This window comes from Blastococcus sp. TF02A-30 (assembly GCF_003319185.1).
Lineage (GTDB): Bacteria > Actinomycetota > Actinomycetes > Mycobacteriales > Geodermatophilaceae > Blastococcus.
On record NZ_QOHJ01000009.1, the window covers coordinates 79,356 to 93,171 of the forward strand.

General features: G+C 74.6%; 16 protein-coding genes. 5 read left to right on the top strand and 11 right to left on the bottom strand.

Annotated elements, in window-relative coordinates; all coding sequences use genetic code 11:
- Window positions 1-13: 13 nt before the first annotated feature.
- The gene (locus DQ241_RS18800) at window positions 14-1,657 is read left to right on the top strand and encodes a methyl-accepting chemotaxis protein (RefSeq protein ID WP_113831739.1); all 1,644 of its coding nucleotides are present in this window, start codon (window positions 14-16) and stop codon (window positions 1,655-1,657) included.
- A 58-nt stretch (window positions 1,658-1,715) separates the two neighbouring features.
- On the opposite strand, the gene DQ241_RS18805 is transcribed toward DQ241_RS18800, so the two are convergent.
- Window positions 1,716-2,267 (bottom strand): bacterial proteasome activator family protein, encoded by a 552-nt coding sequence (locus tag DQ241_RS18805; protein WP_113831740.1) that lies wholly within the window; start codon window positions 2,265-2,267, stop codon window positions 1,716-1,718.
- Window positions 2,268-2,356: 89 nt separating this feature from the next.
- On the opposite strand from DQ241_RS18805, the gene DQ241_RS18810 reads away from it, so the two are divergent.
- On the top strand, window positions 2,357-3,592 hold the full coding sequence (locus DQ241_RS18810) for a cysteine desulfurase-like protein (RefSeq protein WP_113831741.1): 1,236 nt from the start codon (window positions 2,357-2,359) through the stop codon (window positions 3,590-3,592).
- A 1-nt stretch (window position 3,593) separates the two neighbouring features.
- Here the strand turns inward: DQ241_RS18810 and DQ241_RS18815 are convergent, their stop codons facing one another.
- Both DQ241_RS18815 and DQ241_RS18820 read right to left on the bottom strand, forming a co-directional pair.
- The gene (locus tag DQ241_RS18815) at window positions 3,594-4,580 is read right to left on the bottom strand and encodes an NAD(P)H-quinone oxidoreductase (RefSeq protein ID WP_113831742.1); all 987 of its coding nucleotides are present in this window, start codon (window positions 4,578-4,580) and stop codon (window positions 3,594-3,596) included.
- Window positions 4,581-4,589: 9 nt separating this feature from the next.
- A complete protein-coding gene (locus tag DQ241_RS18820; RefSeq protein ID WP_113831743.1) occupies window positions 4,590-5,300 on the bottom strand; it encodes an NAD(P)-dependent oxidoreductase in 711 nt (236 codons plus the stop codon).
- Between the two features lie 146 nt (window positions 5,301-5,446).
- Here DQ241_RS18820 and DQ241_RS18825 point away from each other — a divergent pair, with 146 nt between their 5' ends.
- Window positions 5,447-6,394, top strand: coding sequence for an AraC family transcriptional regulator (locus DQ241_RS18825; RefSeq protein WP_233492561.1), 948 nt, complete (start codon window positions 5,447-5,449; stop codon window positions 6,392-6,394).
- Between the two features lie 60 nt (window positions 6,395-6,454).
- Here the strand turns inward: DQ241_RS18825 and DQ241_RS18830 are convergent, their stop codons facing one another.
- The 4 genes from DQ241_RS18830 to folP all read right to left on the bottom strand — a co-directional run bounded on the left by DQ241_RS18830 (window position 6,455) and on the right by folP (window position 10,165).
- Window positions 6,455-8,053: a 4-coumarate--CoA ligase family protein gene (locus tag DQ241_RS18830; RefSeq protein WP_113831745.1), complete on the bottom strand. Its 1,599-nt coding sequence runs from the start codon at window positions 8,051-8,053 to the stop codon at window positions 6,455-6,457.
- A gap of 83 nt (window positions 8,054-8,136) precedes the next feature.
- A complete protein-coding gene (locus tag DQ241_RS18835) occupies window positions 8,137-8,562 on the bottom strand; it encodes a PaaI family thioesterase (protein ID WP_113831746.1) in 426 nt (141 codons plus the stop codon).
- 121 nt (window positions 8,563-8,683) lie between these two features.
- On the bottom strand, window positions 8,684-9,067 hold the full coding sequence (locus DQ241_RS18840; protein WP_113831747.1) for a VOC family protein: 384 nt from the start codon (window positions 9,065-9,067) through the stop codon (window positions 8,684-8,686).
- Window positions 9,068-9,304: 237 nt separating this feature from the next.
- Complete coding sequence (gene folP, locus DQ241_RS18845; protein WP_113831748.1) at window positions 9,305-10,165, bottom strand: dihydropteroate synthase; 861 nt, start codon at window positions 10,163-10,165, stop codon at window positions 9,305-9,307.
- 71 nt (window positions 10,166-10,236) lie between these two features.
- On the opposite strand from folP, the gene DQ241_RS18850 reads away from it, so the two are divergent.
- A complete protein-coding gene (locus DQ241_RS18850; protein WP_113831803.1) occupies window positions 10,237-10,698 on the top strand; it encodes a MaoC family dehydratase in 462 nt (153 codons plus the stop codon).
- Between the two features lie 83 nt (window positions 10,699-10,781).
- Here the strand turns inward: DQ241_RS18850 and DQ241_RS18855 are convergent, their stop codons facing one another.
- Window positions 10,782-11,069 carry an HU family DNA-binding protein gene (locus DQ241_RS18855; RefSeq protein WP_113831749.1) on the bottom strand — a complete coding sequence of 96 codons (288 nt, stop codon included), beginning with the start codon at window positions 11,067-11,069 and terminating at the stop codon, window positions 10,782-10,784.
- 212 nt (window positions 11,070-11,281) lie between these two features.
- Here DQ241_RS18855 and DQ241_RS18860 point away from each other — a divergent pair, with 212 nt between their 5' ends.
- Window positions 11,282-12,205 carry an aldo/keto reductase gene (locus DQ241_RS18860; protein WP_113831750.1) on the top strand — a complete coding sequence of 308 codons (924 nt, stop codon included), beginning with the start codon at window positions 11,282-11,284 and terminating at the stop codon, window positions 12,203-12,205.
- A 42-nt stretch (window positions 12,206-12,247) separates the two neighbouring features.
- Here the strand turns inward: DQ241_RS18860 and DQ241_RS18865 are convergent, their stop codons facing one another.
- The 3 genes from DQ241_RS18865 to DQ241_RS18875 all read right to left on the bottom strand — a co-directional run bounded on the left by DQ241_RS18865 (window position 12,248) and on the right by DQ241_RS18875 (window position 13,783).
- On the bottom strand, window positions 12,248-12,421 hold the full coding sequence (locus DQ241_RS18865) for a DUF1059 domain-containing protein (protein ID WP_113831751.1): 174 nt from the start codon (window positions 12,419-12,421) through the stop codon (window positions 12,248-12,250).
- Window positions 12,422-12,435: 14 nt separating this feature from the next.
- Window positions 12,436-12,615: a DUF1059 domain-containing protein gene (locus tag DQ241_RS18870; RefSeq protein ID WP_113831752.1), complete on the bottom strand. Its 180-nt coding sequence runs from the start codon at window positions 12,613-12,615 to the stop codon at window positions 12,436-12,438.
- Between the two features lie 64 nt (window positions 12,616-12,679).
- Window positions 12,680-13,783 (bottom strand): EAL domain-containing protein, encoded by a 1,104-nt coding sequence (locus DQ241_RS18875; protein WP_113831753.1) that lies wholly within the window; start codon window positions 13,781-13,783, stop codon window positions 12,680-12,682.
- Window positions 13,784-13,816 lie beyond the last annotated feature (33 nt).

The window sequence follows — 13,816 nt, forward strand, 5'->3', positions numbered from 1 at the left end:
AGAGCAGGCAGCGATGGAGCACGTGCACGACTACGAGGCCCCCGACGAGGGCCGTCCGCAGGACGCGGGCAAGCAGTCCGGCTCCCGCCTGGGCCTGCGCAGCCGGATGCTCGGCGCGATCCTGGTGGTCGCGCTGACCACGGTCGGCGTGGGTGCCTTCGGCATCCAGCGGATGTCGGTGCTGAGCGAGCAGGCGCAGGACGTCTACGACGACGGTGCCGTGCCGCTCGACGCCCTGCGCTCGCTGCAGTCCGACTGGTGGGAGTTCTCCACGAACACCGCCCGCGCCGCCATCCCGAGCCTGCCGCCGGAGGCCATCGCCCGCGCCAAGGCCGACTCGGCCGACGTCATGACCCGCATGACCGAGCACATGGCCACGGTCGCGGAGCTGCCGCTGGGCGACGGCGCCCGGGCCGCGTACGGCGAGTACGCCGCGGCCGTCGAGGCCTACCTCGGCCTGCTCGGCCAGCTGCAGAGCGCCGGCCTGACGGCGAACCCGGCTGCCGTGATGCAGATCGTGGGCCAGATGAACGAGCAGGAAGCGGTCATCTCCGAGGCCATCGCGGCCGCGACGGTGGCGGCCGCGGCCGACGCCCAGGCGACCGCCGCCGAGGCCAAGGACGCCTACACCGACGGCCGCACGCTGACCCTGCTGATCATGGCGGTGGGCCTGGTCGTCTCGGTCGTCCTGGCCATGCTGGTCGCCCGCGGCGTGACCCGCCCCGTCCAGCGGATCCGCGAGGTCCTCGGCCAGGTGGCCGCCGGTGACATGACCGTCCGCGCCGGCCGCACCGGTGGTGCCGAGCTCGGCGAGATGGCGGAGTCGCTGGACGAGACGCTCGACGCGATCGGCGGCGTCCTGACCCTGGTGAACGACTCCGCGACCCGCCTGGCCGCGGCGTCCTCGCAGCTGAACTCCGCCGCCGAGGGCATGCGCCAGAACGCGCAGACCGCGGCCGGCCAGGCCGACGAGGTCGTGACCTCCGCCGGTGCGGTCGCCTCCAGCGTCGACACCGTCGCCACGGGCTCCTCGCAGATGGAGTCCGCGATCCGCGAGATCTCGCAGAACGCCAGCGAGGCCAGCCGCGTGGCCAGCCAGGCCGTCACCATCGCCGAGGACACCACCCGCACCGTCGGCAAGCTGGGCGACTCGTCGGCGGAGATCGCCACGGTCATCAAGCTGATCAACGGGATCGCCGAGCAGACCAACCTGCTCGCGCTCAACGCCACCATCGAGGCCGCGCGCGCCGGGGAGGCCGGCAAGGGCTTCGCCGTCGTGGCCAGCGAGGTCAAGGAGCTCGCGCAGGAGACCGCCCGGGCGACCGAGGACATCTCGCAGCGGGTGGAGGCCATCCAGGGCGACACCGCCGGTGCGGTCGAGGCGATCAGCCGGATCTCCGCGGTGATCGGCGAGATCAACGACTTCCAGGCCACGATCGCCGCGGCCGTGGAGGAGCAGACCGCCACCACGAACGAGATGAACCGCAACGTGGCGGAGGCGGCCAGCGGCTCGCAGGGCATCGCCGCGGCGATCACCGGCCTGGCCGCCGGCACCGCCGAGACCAACCAGCGGGTCGAGGACGCCCAGCGCGCCGCGGCCGACCTGGCGCGGATGAGCGGCGAGCTGCAGGACGCGGTGGCCCGCTTCACCGTCTAGCAGCGGCGGCACGACGACGGCGCCGTCCCCGGGATCCGGGGACGGCGCCGTCGCTGCGTCACAGGTACTGGCCGCCGCCGGGGCGGAAGTCCGGCTGGGCCGCGGGCTGGCCGCCGGGGAGCGCCCGGCGGCGCATCTCCTCCAGCTGGGCGCGGGCGGCCATCTGCTGCGCGAACAGCGCCGTCTGGATGCCGTGGAAGACCCCCTCCAGCCAGCCGACCAGCTGGGCCTGGGCGATCCGCAGCTCGGCGTCCGACGGCGTCGAGTCCTCGCTGAACGGCAGGGTGATCCGCTCCAGCTCCTCGCGCAGCTCCGGGGCCAGGCCCTGCTCGAGCTCGCGGATCGACGAGGCGTGGATGTCGCGCAGCCGCTGCCGCGAGGCGTCGTCCAGGGGCGCGGCCCGCACCTCCTCCAGCAGCTGCTTGATCATCGTGCCGATCCGCATGACCTTGGCCGGCTGCTCCACCATCTCCCCGACCTGCAGGGCGGCGTCGTGCCCGTCGTCGCCGACGTCGGCCGCGGGCATCGGGACGGCGCCCACCGGACGCCCGTCGGGCCCCACGACGACGACCTGCTGCGGGCGCTCGCTGCCGTTTCCGGGTGCTGTCATGCCTCCCATCCTGCCCCGGGCCGCCGCCGCCCGAACGCCAGGCCCGGTGGTCCGGCAGGGCTCCGGCCACGGGAACTAGGGTGCGCAGCATGGAGGCCCGGCTCGACGTCGCACGGGTCCGCGGTCTCTTCCCGGCGCTGGCCGACGGCTACGTGCACGTCGAGGGCCCGGCCGGTTCGCTGGTGCCCGAGAACGTCGCGCACGCCGTGGGCTCCGCGATGCGGATGCCGGTGGCCGAGCGGGGCGGCGTCTTCCCGGCCTCGGGGCGGGCGGAGGCCCTCGTCGCCGGCACCCGGGCGGCGATCGCCGATCTGACCGGCGGGGTGCCGTCCGGCGTCGTCCTCGGCGCCAGCATGACGGCGCTGACCTACCTGGTGGCCCGCACGCTGGCCAAGGGCTGGCGTCCGGGCGACGAGATCGTGGTCAGCCGGCTCGACCACGACGCCAACATCCGGCCGTGGGTGCAGGCCGCCCAGGAGCGCGGCGTCACCGTGCGCTGGGCCGAGGTGGACATCGAGACCGGCGACCTCCCGGCCTGGCAGTACGACTCGCTGCTCGGCCCCCGGACGAAGCTGGTCGCGCTCACCGCGGCGAGCAGCGCGATCGGCACCTGCCCCGACGTGGCGGCCATCGCGCACCGGGCGCACGCCGCCGGGGCCCTGGTCTACGTGGACGCCTGCCACGCGGCCCCGCACCTGTACCTGGACCGCACCGCGCTGGGAGCGGACTTCCTCGTGGTCTCGGCGGCCAAGTGGGGCGGCCCGCACGTCGGCGCCGTCGTCGCCGATCCGAGGCTGCTGGACTCGCTGCGCCCCGACCGGCTCCTCACCACCTCCGAGCGGGTGCCCGACCGGTTCGAGGGCGGCGCCGCCCCCGTCGAGCTGTACGCCGGGGTGGCGGCGTCGGTCGACCACCTGGCGGGCCTGTGCGGCGAGTCCCCGGGGACCCGGCGCGAGCGGCTGCGGGCGTCGCTGAGGGCGGTGGCGCGGTACGAGGCCGAGCTGTTCGAGTGGCTGGACCAGGCGCTGCGGGCCATGCGCCACGTGCAGGTGCTGGGGCGGCCCGAGCGGCGCACCCCCACGGTCGCCTTCGCCGTCGAGGGGCTGCGCCCGCGGCAGGTCGCGGCCGACCTCGCCCGCCAGGGCATCTGCGTGTGGGACGGCGACGCCGGTGCCCGCGAGCTCTTCGACGCCTTCGGCGCCACCGAGGAGGGCGGCGCCGTCCGGCTGGGCCTGCTGCACTACAACACCGCCGACGAGGTCGGGCGGGTCATCGACGCCGTGGCCGCCCTGCGCGCCCACCCCGGGGCCTACGGACGGCGCTGACCTAGTCGGCCGGGAGCAGCAGGACCTTGCCGATGTGCTCGCTGGCCTCCACGACGCGGTGCGCCTCCGCCGCGCGGGACATGGGCAGCCGCCGGTCGACGACCGGCCGCACGAGGCCGCGCTCGACGTCGGGCCACACGTCGTGCCGGACGGCGGCGACGATCGCGTCCTTGCCGCCGGGACCCGTCGCCGGGCGCGAGCGCAGCGCGGTGGCGTGCACCGAGCCGCGCTTGCCCAGGAGCTTGCCCAGGTCCAGCTCGCCCCTGGTGCCGCCCTGCAGGCCGATGACGACCAGCCGGCCGCCCGTGGCCAGGACGTCGACGTTGCGGCCCAGGTACTTGGCGCCCATGTTGTCCAGCACGACGTCCGCGCCGCCGGCCTCGGCCCGCACCCGCGCCACGAAGTCCTCGTCGCGGTAGTTGACCAGGATCTCGGCGCCCAGCTCGCGGCAGAACGCGAGCTTCTCCGCCGTGCCGGCGGTGGTGGCGACCCGCGCGCCGGCCCGCACGGCGAGCTGGATCGCCATCGTCCCGATGCCGCTGGAGCCGCCGTGCACGAGGAACGTCTCGCCCCGCTGCAGCCCGGCCAGCAGGAAGACGTTCGACCAGACGGTGCAGACCACCTCGGGCAGCGCCGCCGCGGTGGCCAGCTCGACGCCGGACGGCTTGGGCAGCAGCTGCACCGCGGGGACGGCGACCCGTTCGGCGTATCCCCCGCCGGCCAGCAGCGCGCACACCTCGTCGCCGACCGACCAGCCGGTCACGCCCTCGCCGACCTCGCTGATCACCCCGCTGCACTCCAGCCCGGGGATCTCGCTGGCGCCCTTCGGCGGCGGGTAGAAGCCCTGCCGCTGCATCAGGTCGGCGCGGTTGACCGCGGTGGCGACGACGTCGACGACCACCTCGCCCGGCCCGCAGACCGGGTCGGGCACCTCGGTCCAGGTCAGGACGTCGGGACCGCCGGGCTCGCTGATCGTGACCGCACGCATGCCCCGACCCTAGAAGGACCCGGTGGCGCCCACCCCTCGCCCGCCCGACGTGGCCCCCTGGACGGGGCCGGCGCCGCCGGAGACCGAGACGGTGCGCCCGACGTCGTCCGCGCTCGTGGCGAGCCCGGCCAGCACGCTGCCCACCGCGCGGCGGGAGACCTTCATCCCCTGCAGCGAACCGTCCACCGACGTCGCGGCCGGCTCCTCGCCGTCGGTGAGGTAGACCGGCTGCACGAGCGTCCACCGCAGCCCGCTGTCCCGCACCACCCGCTCCTGCACGTCGTGGTCGGCGATCTGCGGCTTGAGCAGCAGGGCGAAGACCAGCCGCGAGGACAGCGGCAGCAGGTCCCGGGTCTCGCCCACGCCGTACGACGACTGCACGACCAGCCGGTCCACCCCGTGCTCGCGCATGGCCGCCACCACGGCGGCGGTGCCGCGCGACCGCACGTCCAGCGGTGTCCCGGCGGGGCCGCGCAGCCGCACCCGCAGCGGGCTCTCGGCGATGCCCAGCGCGACGACGACGGCGTCCTGGCCGCGCACCGCCGCGGAGACGTCCCCGGCCACGGTCGCGTCGCCGTCCACCGCCCGGACCCCCGGCGTTCCCCCGAGCACCGCGCTCGCCCGCCGGGCCAGCACCGTCACCCGGTGCCCGCCCGCCAGCAGGGCGTCGACCGCCGCCCGTCCCGAGCCACTCGTTCCTCCCACGACCAGCACGTCCACGACCCGCTCCTCTCCCGGGCCGGCTCTCGGCCCCGGATCCACCCTGCGGCGGACGGGCGGCGACCGGAACGCCCGCCCGTCCCGATCCCATGACCGTTCGTCCACGGCGGCTGGACTCCGGCGCGGGGGGCGGGCACGGTGGCGCCGTGGTCAGCTCACCCGTCGCGCCGTGGTCGCCCGCCGATCCGCTGGGCGAGGTGCTGGGTGGCCTCCGGATGCGCGGGACCTTCTACTGCCGGGCCGAGGGCAGCGCCCCGTGGGGGGTGGAGATGCCGGCGCTGGCCGGCTGCATGAGCTTCCACGTCGTCGTCGAGGGCGGCTGCCTGCTGGAGGTCGACGGCGACTTGCACGCGCTGGGCGCGGGGGACCTGGCGCTGGTGCCCCACGGCCGGGGGCACGTGCTGCGCAGCGAGGCGGGCGCGCCGGTGGCCGGGCGGGCCGACCTGCTGCCGCAGGAGTACCTGGGGGAGCACTACTCGGTGCTGCGGGTGGACGGCGGTGGCGCCCCGTCGCGGCTGGTGTGCGGCGTCGTGGAGCCCGAGCGGCCGGGCCCGGCCCACCTGCTCGACCTGCTGCCGCCCGCGCTGCTCGTGCGGGCGGGCGACCGGGCCGGCGGCTGGCTCGGCGTCCTGCTGGGCATGATCGCCGACGAGGTCCGGCAGGACCGGCCCGGCGCGGAGTCGGTGGTGACCCGGCTGGCCGACGTCGTGGTGATCCAGGCGATCCGCGGCTGGCTGGAGGCGGGGAGCACCGGGCCGGGCTGGCTGCGCGCGCTCCGCGATCCGCAGGTGGGCGGGGCGGTGGCCGCGGTGCACCGGTCCCCGGGGACGCCCTGGACCCTGGACCTCCTGGCCCGCGAGGCGCGGATGTCGCGGTCGGCGTTCGCGGCGCGGTTCACCGAGCTCGCCGGTGAACCGGCGCTGCGCTACGTGACCCGGTGGCGCATGCACCTGGCCACCGTCGAGCTCGCGCGCGGTGCCCGGGTGGGGGAGCTGGCGCGGCGGCTGGGCTACGAGTCGGAGGCCGCGTTCTCCCGCGCCTACAAGCGCGTGACCGGCGTGCCACCGGTCACCGTCCGCCCGCGACCCGGCTGACGGCCCCGGACGCGCGACGGCGCCGCGCCCCGTGGGGGACGCGGCGCCGTCGTCACCACCTCAGGCGCGGGCCTTGAGGTCCTTGCGCAGGATCTTGCCGGCCGCCGACTTGGGCACCGCGTCGATGAACTCGACCATGCGGATCTTCTTGTGCGGGGCGACCTTCTCGGCCATGAAGTCCATGACGGACTCCTCGGAGAGCTCCGAGCCCATGGCCCGCACGACGAAGGCCTTGGGCAGCTCCTCGCCGCTCTCCTTGTCCGGGACGCCGATGACCGCGGCGTCGGCGATCTCCGGGTGGCTGATCAGCACGGCCTCCAGCTCGGCCGGCGCGACCTGGTAGCCCTTGTACTTGATCAGCTCCTTGACCCGGTCGACGACCGTGTAGCAGCCGTTCTCGTCGACCACCGCGACGTCGCCGGTGCGCAGCCAGCCCTCGCCGTCCAGGGTGTTGCGGGTGGCGTCCTCGTTGTTCAGGTAGCCCTTCATGACCTGAGGGCCGCGGATCCACAGCTCCCCGCGCTCGCCGGCGGCGGCGTCCTCGCCGGTGCCCGGGTCCACCAGCCGGCACTCGGTGTTGGGCACCGCGAAGCCGACCGAGCCCTTCGGGACGTCACCGGAGAAGCCCGGCGGCTCGGCGCCCTCGTCCGGCGTGGTGTGCGAGACCGGGGACAGCTCGGTCATGCCGTAGCCCTGGGCCACGCTGACGCCGCTGCCGGCGCCCTTGCGCAGCCGGTCCTGGGCGGCCAGCGCCAGCTGCTCGTCCAGCGGGGCGGCGCCGGAGAGGATCGAGGTCAGCGACGACAGGTCGTACTGGTCGACCAGCGGGTGCTTGGCCAGCGCCAGCAGGATGGGCGGGGCGACGAACGCCCGGGTGATCTTGTGGTCCTGGATCGTGCGCAGGAAGTCCTCGAGGTCGAACCGGGGCAGGGTGACGACGGCGCCGCCCCAGGCCAGCCCCTGGTTCATCAGCACGGTCAGCCCGTAGATGTGGAAGAACGGGAGGACGGCGATGATCCGCTCCTCCTCGCCCAGGCGGATCAGCGGCCGGCACTGGCTGACGTTGGCCACCAGGTTGCGGTGGGTCAGCATGACGCCCTTGGGCAGGCCCGTGGTGCCGCTGGAGTACGGCAGCGTGACCAGGTCGTTGGCCGGGTCGATGTCCACCTGCACGCTCGGGGCGTCGGCGCCCAGCAGGTCGAACAGGTTCGCGTGGCCCTCGGCGCCGTCGAGGACGATCACCTCGTCGACCGGCGACTTCTCCACGGCCGCCTGGGCGCGGTCCATGAACAGCGAGATGGTGATGAGCACCTTCGCGCCGGAGTCCTTGAGCTGGAAGGCGATCTCGTCGGGCGTGTAGAGCGAGTTGATCGGGCTCATCACGCAGCCGGCGGCGGCGATGCCGTGGAACACCACCGGGAACCACGGGGTGTTCGGGCAGAAGACGGCGACGACGTCGCCCTTGCGCAGCCCGCGGGCGTGCAGGTTGGCGGCCACCCGGTCCACGTACTGGGCCAGCTGGCCGTGGGTGATGACGTCGCCCTTGAGGCCGTCGATCAGCGCCGGGGCGTCGGGCCGGTCCTTGCCGGCCGCCAGGACGAACTCCGGGACGGAGAGGTTCGGGATCTCGACGTCGGGATAGGGGCTGGCCAGCGCCACGGGGGTCCTCCTCGGAACGGTTGTGGCGCCAGTCTCACACCTGCGGTGGCCCCGCTCACAAGGGGGTTACCCGCGGGTTCGGCTCAGCGCGGCCACAGCACCGACTGGGTGCAGCGGAACAGCGCGATCGTCCTCCCGCTGCCGGCGTCGCTCACGACGGCGTCCCAGACCTGCGTCGTCCGCCCGGCGTGCGCGTTCGTGGCCGTGCAGGCGATCCGGCCCTCGCGCGCGGTGCCCAGGTGGTTGCTCTTCAGCTCGATGGTGGTGAAGCCCGACGACCCCTCGGGCAGCAGCGCCCGCGTGGGCAGCCCGCAGCTGGTGTCGGCCAGCGTGACGACGGTGCCCGCGTGCAGGTAGCCGTTGGGGGCGAGCAGCTCGGGGCGGACGTCGAGGTGGCTGGTCAGCCGGCCCGGCTCGTGGCTGTCGACGACGATGCCGAGCAGGCCCGGGAAGGTGCCCGGCAGGAGGGCGTTGAGCTCGTCGGCGGTCAGGAACCCGGTGGCGGACATGCCCGGAACCTAGCGAGCCGGCCTCGGTGTCGATCAGGTCACCTGATCACAACGGGTCCTGGCTCACGGTCGACGGTGAGCCAGGACCCAGAACGATCAGGTCTCCTGATCACCAGGGAGCTCAGCGGGCGGACTCCCAGAGGCCGACGACGTTGCCCTCGGGGTCCCGGACGTAGTCCGAGAAGCCCATGTCGCCGACGGGCAGCTTGCCCTGCAGGGTCGCGCCGCCGAGCTCGCCGATCCGCTCCAGCGCCACGTCGATGCTCTCGACGTCGACGACCACGATCGGGCCCGGCGCCGGGCTGTCGCCGCGCTGCAGCATCCCGCCGTCGATGAAGCCGGGCTCGGTGGGCCCCTCCTCGCCGGTGGGCCCGGTGGTGACCAGCGTGTAGCCGCCCATCTCGGGCATCTGGACGATGTCCCAGTCGAAGGCTTCCTTGTAGAAGCTCCGCGCCCGGTCGCCGTCGTCGTAGGGGATCTCGAAGTGCACGACGCGTCCGCTCATGCCGTCACCTCCAGGGTCGGTTCCGCTCGGGACGGCGCGACGCTAGCGCCGTCGTCCGGGCGCTGACAGGTCTTCCGACGTCGTCCTCCTTCCCCTCCGGGCCTCGCCGATCCCGACGTCGCCGCGCGCCCTCGACCTCGCGGTGCGGCAGCGAGGCGCGCCGTCGACCGCGCGCTCCACCACCGCACCGCGCACCTCGGGCCGGCGGTTGTGGGGCGAGCTCTCGGTCCCGAGAGCTCAGGCGAGGCCGCGGACGGTGCGGACCGGCGGGCGGGTGCCCCGGATCGAGGCGACCATGTCGAGGGTCTGCCGGGTCGGGGCGACGTCGTGCGCGCGGAAGACCCGGGCGCCCAGCCAGGCGCTCACCGCCGTGCTGGCCAGCGTGCCGGTGAGCCGCTGCTCCACCGGGACGGCGAGCGTCTCGCCCACGAAGTCCTTGTTCGACAGCGCCACGAGCACCGGCCAGCCGGTCGCCACCAGCTCGTCGAGCCGCCGGGTGGCCTCCAGCGAGTGGCGGGTGTTCTTGCCGAAGTCGTGGCCGGGGTCGACCAGCACGCGGTCGCGGTCCACGCCCGCCGCGACCGCGGCCTCGGCCAGCGCCGTCGTCCGCCTGACGATGTCGGCGACGACGTCGTCGTACTGCACCCGGTGCGGCCGGGTGCGCGGCGGCAGCCCGCCGGCGTGCGTGCAGACGATCCCCGCGCCGGCCTCGGCGGCGACGGCGGCGAGCTCGGGGTCGACGCCACCCCAGGCGTCGTTGACGACGTCGGCGCCGGCGGCCAGCGCCTCCCGGGCCACGGAGGCCCGCCAGGTGTCGATCGAGATGGGCAGCGCCGGGTGCGCGGCGCGGATCGCGGCGACCAGGTCGACGGTGCGGCGCACCTCCTCGGCGGGCGACACCTCCTCGCCCGGCGCAGCCTTCACACCGCCGACGTCGACCATGTCCGCGCCCTCGGCCACGACGCGGTCCACCCGCGCGAGGGCGGCGTCCATGGCGTAGGTCGCCCCGCGGTCGTAGAACGAGTCGGGTGTCCGGTTCACGATCGCCATCAGCACGAAGTCGCCGTCTGGCACGTCCAGCGCACCGATGCGGAGCAACCCGTTCCCTCCTCGACGACGCGGGTGTGGTGGAGTCAGCCAACCAGACCGAGACGAAGGGGACAGGGCAGATGGCGCAGACCACCGTCGACGGCGTCGAGGGCGTGCAGGGGCTCGTCGGGCAGCACCTCGGCCACAGCGACTGGGTCGAGGTGACCCAGGAACGGGTGAACCTCTTCGCCGAGGCGACCGGCGACCACCAGTGGATCCACGTGGACCCGGAGCGGGCGAAGAAGGAGAGCCCGTTCGGCGGTCCGATCGCGCACGGCTACCTGACGCTGTCGCTGCTGCCCTCGCTGGTGCCGCAGATCGTGGAGATCTCCGGGTTCCGGATGGGTGTCAACTACGGCACCGAGAAGGTGCGCTTCCCCTCACCGGTGCCCGTGGGGGCGCGGATCCGCGCCGGCGCCACGATGGAGGCCGCGACCCCCTTCGAGGGTGGCATCCAGATGAGCCTCGGGGTGACGGTCGAGATCGAGGGCGGCGCCAAGCCGGCGATGGTCGCGACCGTCGTCTACCGCCGCTACCTCTGACGCCGCGCACGCACGAGATCGGCGACCCCGCCCGCTCGTGAGCGGGGAGGATCGCCGATCTCGGCGTGCGCGTGCGGTACCGGTCAGGCGACCGGGACGCTGCTCGCGGCCTTCTTGAGGTTCGAGCCGGCGGTCACCTTGACGGTGTTGGCAGCGGCGATCTCGATCGTCTCGCCGGTCTGCGGGTTGCGGCCGGTGCGAGCGGAGCGCTGGGTGCGCTCGACGGTCAGGAGGCCGGAGACGGCGACCTTCTCGCCACGGGTGATGGCGTCGACCAGCTCGTCCTGGAGGCCGGCGAGGACCGAGTCGACGGTCGAGGCCGGGACGTCGGCGCGCTTGGCGATGGCGGAGACCAGTTCGGCCTTGTTCATGAGCTTCCTTCCGTAGAGGTGGCTGGTGCCTGGGTTCGGCACCCGGCCCGGGGGCCCGCTCCGTCGGAGGCCGGGCCCCGGGCACGGTGCCATGAGGGCCCCGGGATCCGCCAGTGGGGGCGGTTTCCAGGGCTTTCCGGCGACTCCAGGGTCACATCCGCCCCACCAGGTCCGATCAGGCGGGTCCCCTCCGGCCCACCTAGCGTGGGGGGATGCCGCAGCTCCCCGGGACCGATCTGACCGTCAGCGACCTCTGCCTGGGCGGCAACGTCTTCGGCTGGACGGCGGACGAGGCGACGTCCTTCGCCGTGCTGGACCGCTACCTCGACGCCACCCCGAGCACCGTCGCGCCGTTCGTCGACACCGCCGAGATGTACGGCGACGGCGTCTCCGAGCAGATCCTGGGCGCCTGGATGGCCGAGCGCGGGGTGCGCGACCGCGTCGTCGTCGCCACCAAGGCCTCACCGGGGCGCAAGGAGCACCCGCTGGCGGCCGGGGAGATCCGCGCGGCCGCCGAGCGCTCGCTGCGCAACCTGCGCACCGACCGGATCGACCTCTACTACGCGCACTACGACGACGCGACGACGCCGCTGGAGGAGACCCTCACGGCGTTCGACGAGCTGGTGCAGGCGGGCAAGGTGCGCTACGCCGCGGCCTCGAACTACTCGGCGGCGCGGCTGGCCGAGGCCCGGGAGACCGCGGACCGGCTGGGCGTGCGCGGGTACGCGGCGCTGCAGACGCACTACAACCTGGTGGAGCGGCCGGGCTACGAGGACGGGCTACGCGACGTCGTGGCCGCCCAGGGGATCGGCACGCTGCCCTACTTCGCGCTGGCCAAGGGTTTCCTCACCGGCAAGTACCGCGCGGGGGAGCAGGTCGACTCGCCACGGGCCCAGGGCGCGGGGGCCTACGTGGGGGAGCGCGGCGACCGGGTGCTCGCCGCGCTGGCCGACGTCGCGGCCGAACAGGGCGTGCCGGTGCCGGCGGTGGCGCTGCGCTGGCTGGCCGAGCAGCCGACGGTGGTCGCGCCCATCGCCTCCGGCCGCTCGGTGGAGCAGCTCGCCGACCTCTTGCCCATGCAGGACCTCGTGCTCACCGACGAGCAGTTGCGTTCCCTGACGAAGGCCAGCAGCTAGCGGAGGACCCCCTGGCCCCGGAGCGGGCAGGGGGTCCCTCCGTCAGACGGTCCGGATCGCCGGGAGGACGAGCGGGTCCGAGTCGGTGCCCGGCTCGGGCATCCCGTGCGCCTCGACGGCGTGGCGCCGCGTCTGCGCAAGGATCCCCGCGTCGTCCGGGGCGGTGAACGTGGACTCGCAGCCGGGGATGATGTCGCCGCAGGCGAAGTGCTTCACGTCGGCTCCTCGGCTCAGACCGTGACCATGGCCGCGCGGAAGCGGTCCATGAGCTCGGGGGTGATCTGGTCGGCGGTGATCCCGTGCTCGCTGGCCGCGTGCGGGGCGGCCTGGGCGAAGATGCCGTCCTCGTCGGCGGCGGAGAACACGGCGTCGCAGCCGGGGATGATGTCGCCGCAGGCGAAGCGCTTCATGGGGACTCCTTGTCGGTGGTGCGGACGTGCGACCGGCCTGCCGGGCGGCGGCCGGGGGTCGGGGTCAGCGGCTCGGGCGAGCCGTGGCGAGGTCCTCGATGCGGAGCAGCCCGAGGACGTGACCGGTGGGGTCGGTGCAGACCACGGGCTCGAAGCGGTGCGGCGGAGGCCGGGTGAGCGCCCGCTGCAGCGTCTCCTGGACGTCGGTGGAGGGGTGCACCCGCAGCGAGACCGGCGCCGTGTAGGCCTCCCCGGTGCGCGGGTCGGCCAGCAGCAGGGCCGACGGCTCGCCGTGCGGACCGACCAGGACGGCGGGGGTGACGCCGGCGCCGGCGCCGTCGAGCTCGTCGGCGGAGACCTGGTGCACCGGGCGGACCAGGCTGGCCACGCTCTCGGTGAGGCGGGCCCGCGCCACCTGCGCGCGCACCAGGTCGACCACCTCGGGCGCGAGCGGGGCGAACGCGGGGGCGGGGCGGCCCAGGAGCCAGCCCTGGACCAGGGGGACGCCGAGCCGGGCGAAGGCGGCCAGCTCGGCGGGGGTCTCGACGCCCTCGGCGAGGAGCCAGGCGTCGATCCGGCCGGCGAACTCGCCGACCATCTCGGCCAGGGCCATGCGCACGGGGTCGGCGTCGACGTCGGCGACCAGCGCGCGGTCGAGCTTCACCATCTGCGGGCGGACGACGGCCATCTGCTGGAGCCCGGAGTAGCCGCTCCCGGCGTCGTCCAGCGCGATGAGGGCGCCGCGCTCGCGCAGCCGGTCGGTCTGCCGGCGCAGGGTCGCCAGGTCGTCGACCGGCGTGTGCTCGGTGAGCTCGACGACGACGCGGTGCAGATCGGGCCGCACCGCGAGGGCCTCCTGCACCGGCGGCGTGCCGAGCAGGTGCGGGCTCACGTTCACGGTCAGGAAGGTGTTGGCCGGCAGCTGCGGCACGTACGCCAGGGCCTTGTGGATGGCCAGCGCCTCGAGCTCGGCGGCGATCCCGCTCTGCGCGGCGGCGGCGAACCAGACGTCCGGTCCGGCAGCCCCCGGGAAGCGGGCCAGGGCCTCGTAGCCCACCACGCTGGCCGCGGCCAGGTCGACGATCGGCTGGAACACCAGCGTCAGGTCGTCGGGGTCGGCGAGCAGCGGACGGCAGTCCGGCAGGCCGGCCGTGCGTGTGCCGAACATGCCCTCCTCATCGGTCGCGGGGCGCCGCTGCTT

Bases quoted from the DNA above. Each gene is read 5' to 3' on its own strand.
- DQ241_RS18800 (WP_113831739.1), top strand. From the start codon at position 14: ATGGAGCACGTGCACGACTACGAGGCCCCCGACGAGGGCCGTCCGCAG.
- DQ241_RS18805 (WP_113831740.1), bottom strand. From the start codon at position 2,267: ATGACAGCACCCGGAAACGGCAGCGAGCGCCCGCAGCAGGTCGTCGTC.
- DQ241_RS18810 (WP_113831741.1), top strand. From the start codon at position 2,357: ATGGAGGCCCGGCTCGACGTCGCACGGGTCCGCGGTCTCTTCCCGGCG.
- DQ241_RS18815 (WP_113831742.1), bottom strand. From the start codon at position 4,580: ATGCGTGCGGTCACGATCAGCGAGCCCGGCGGTCCCGACGTCCTGACC.
- DQ241_RS18835 (WP_113831746.1), bottom strand. From the start codon at position 8,562: ATGTCCGCCACCGGGTTCCTGACCGCCGACGAGCTCAACGCCCTCCTG.
- DQ241_RS18840 (WP_113831747.1), bottom strand. From the start codon at position 9,067: ATGAGCGGACGCGTCGTGCACTTCGAGATCCCCTACGACGACGGCGAC.
- DQ241_RS18850 (WP_113831803.1), top strand. From the start codon at position 10,237: ATGGCGCAGACCACCGTCGACGGCGTCGAGGGCGTGCAGGGGCTCGTC.
- DQ241_RS18855 (WP_113831749.1), bottom strand. From the start codon at position 11,069: ATGAACAAGGCCGAACTGGTCTCCGCCATCGCCAAGCGCGCCGACGTC.
- DQ241_RS18860 (WP_113831750.1), top strand. From the start codon at position 11,282: ATGCCGCAGCTCCCCGGGACCGATCTGACCGTCAGCGACCTCTGCCTG.
- DQ241_RS18870 (WP_113831752.1), bottom strand. From the start codon at position 12,615: ATGAAGCGCTTCGCCTGCGGCGACATCATCCCCGGCTGCGACGCCGTG.
- DQ241_RS18875 (WP_113831753.1), bottom strand. From the start codon at position 13,783: ATGTTCGGCACACGCACGGCCGGCCTGCCGGACTGCCGTCCGCTGCTC.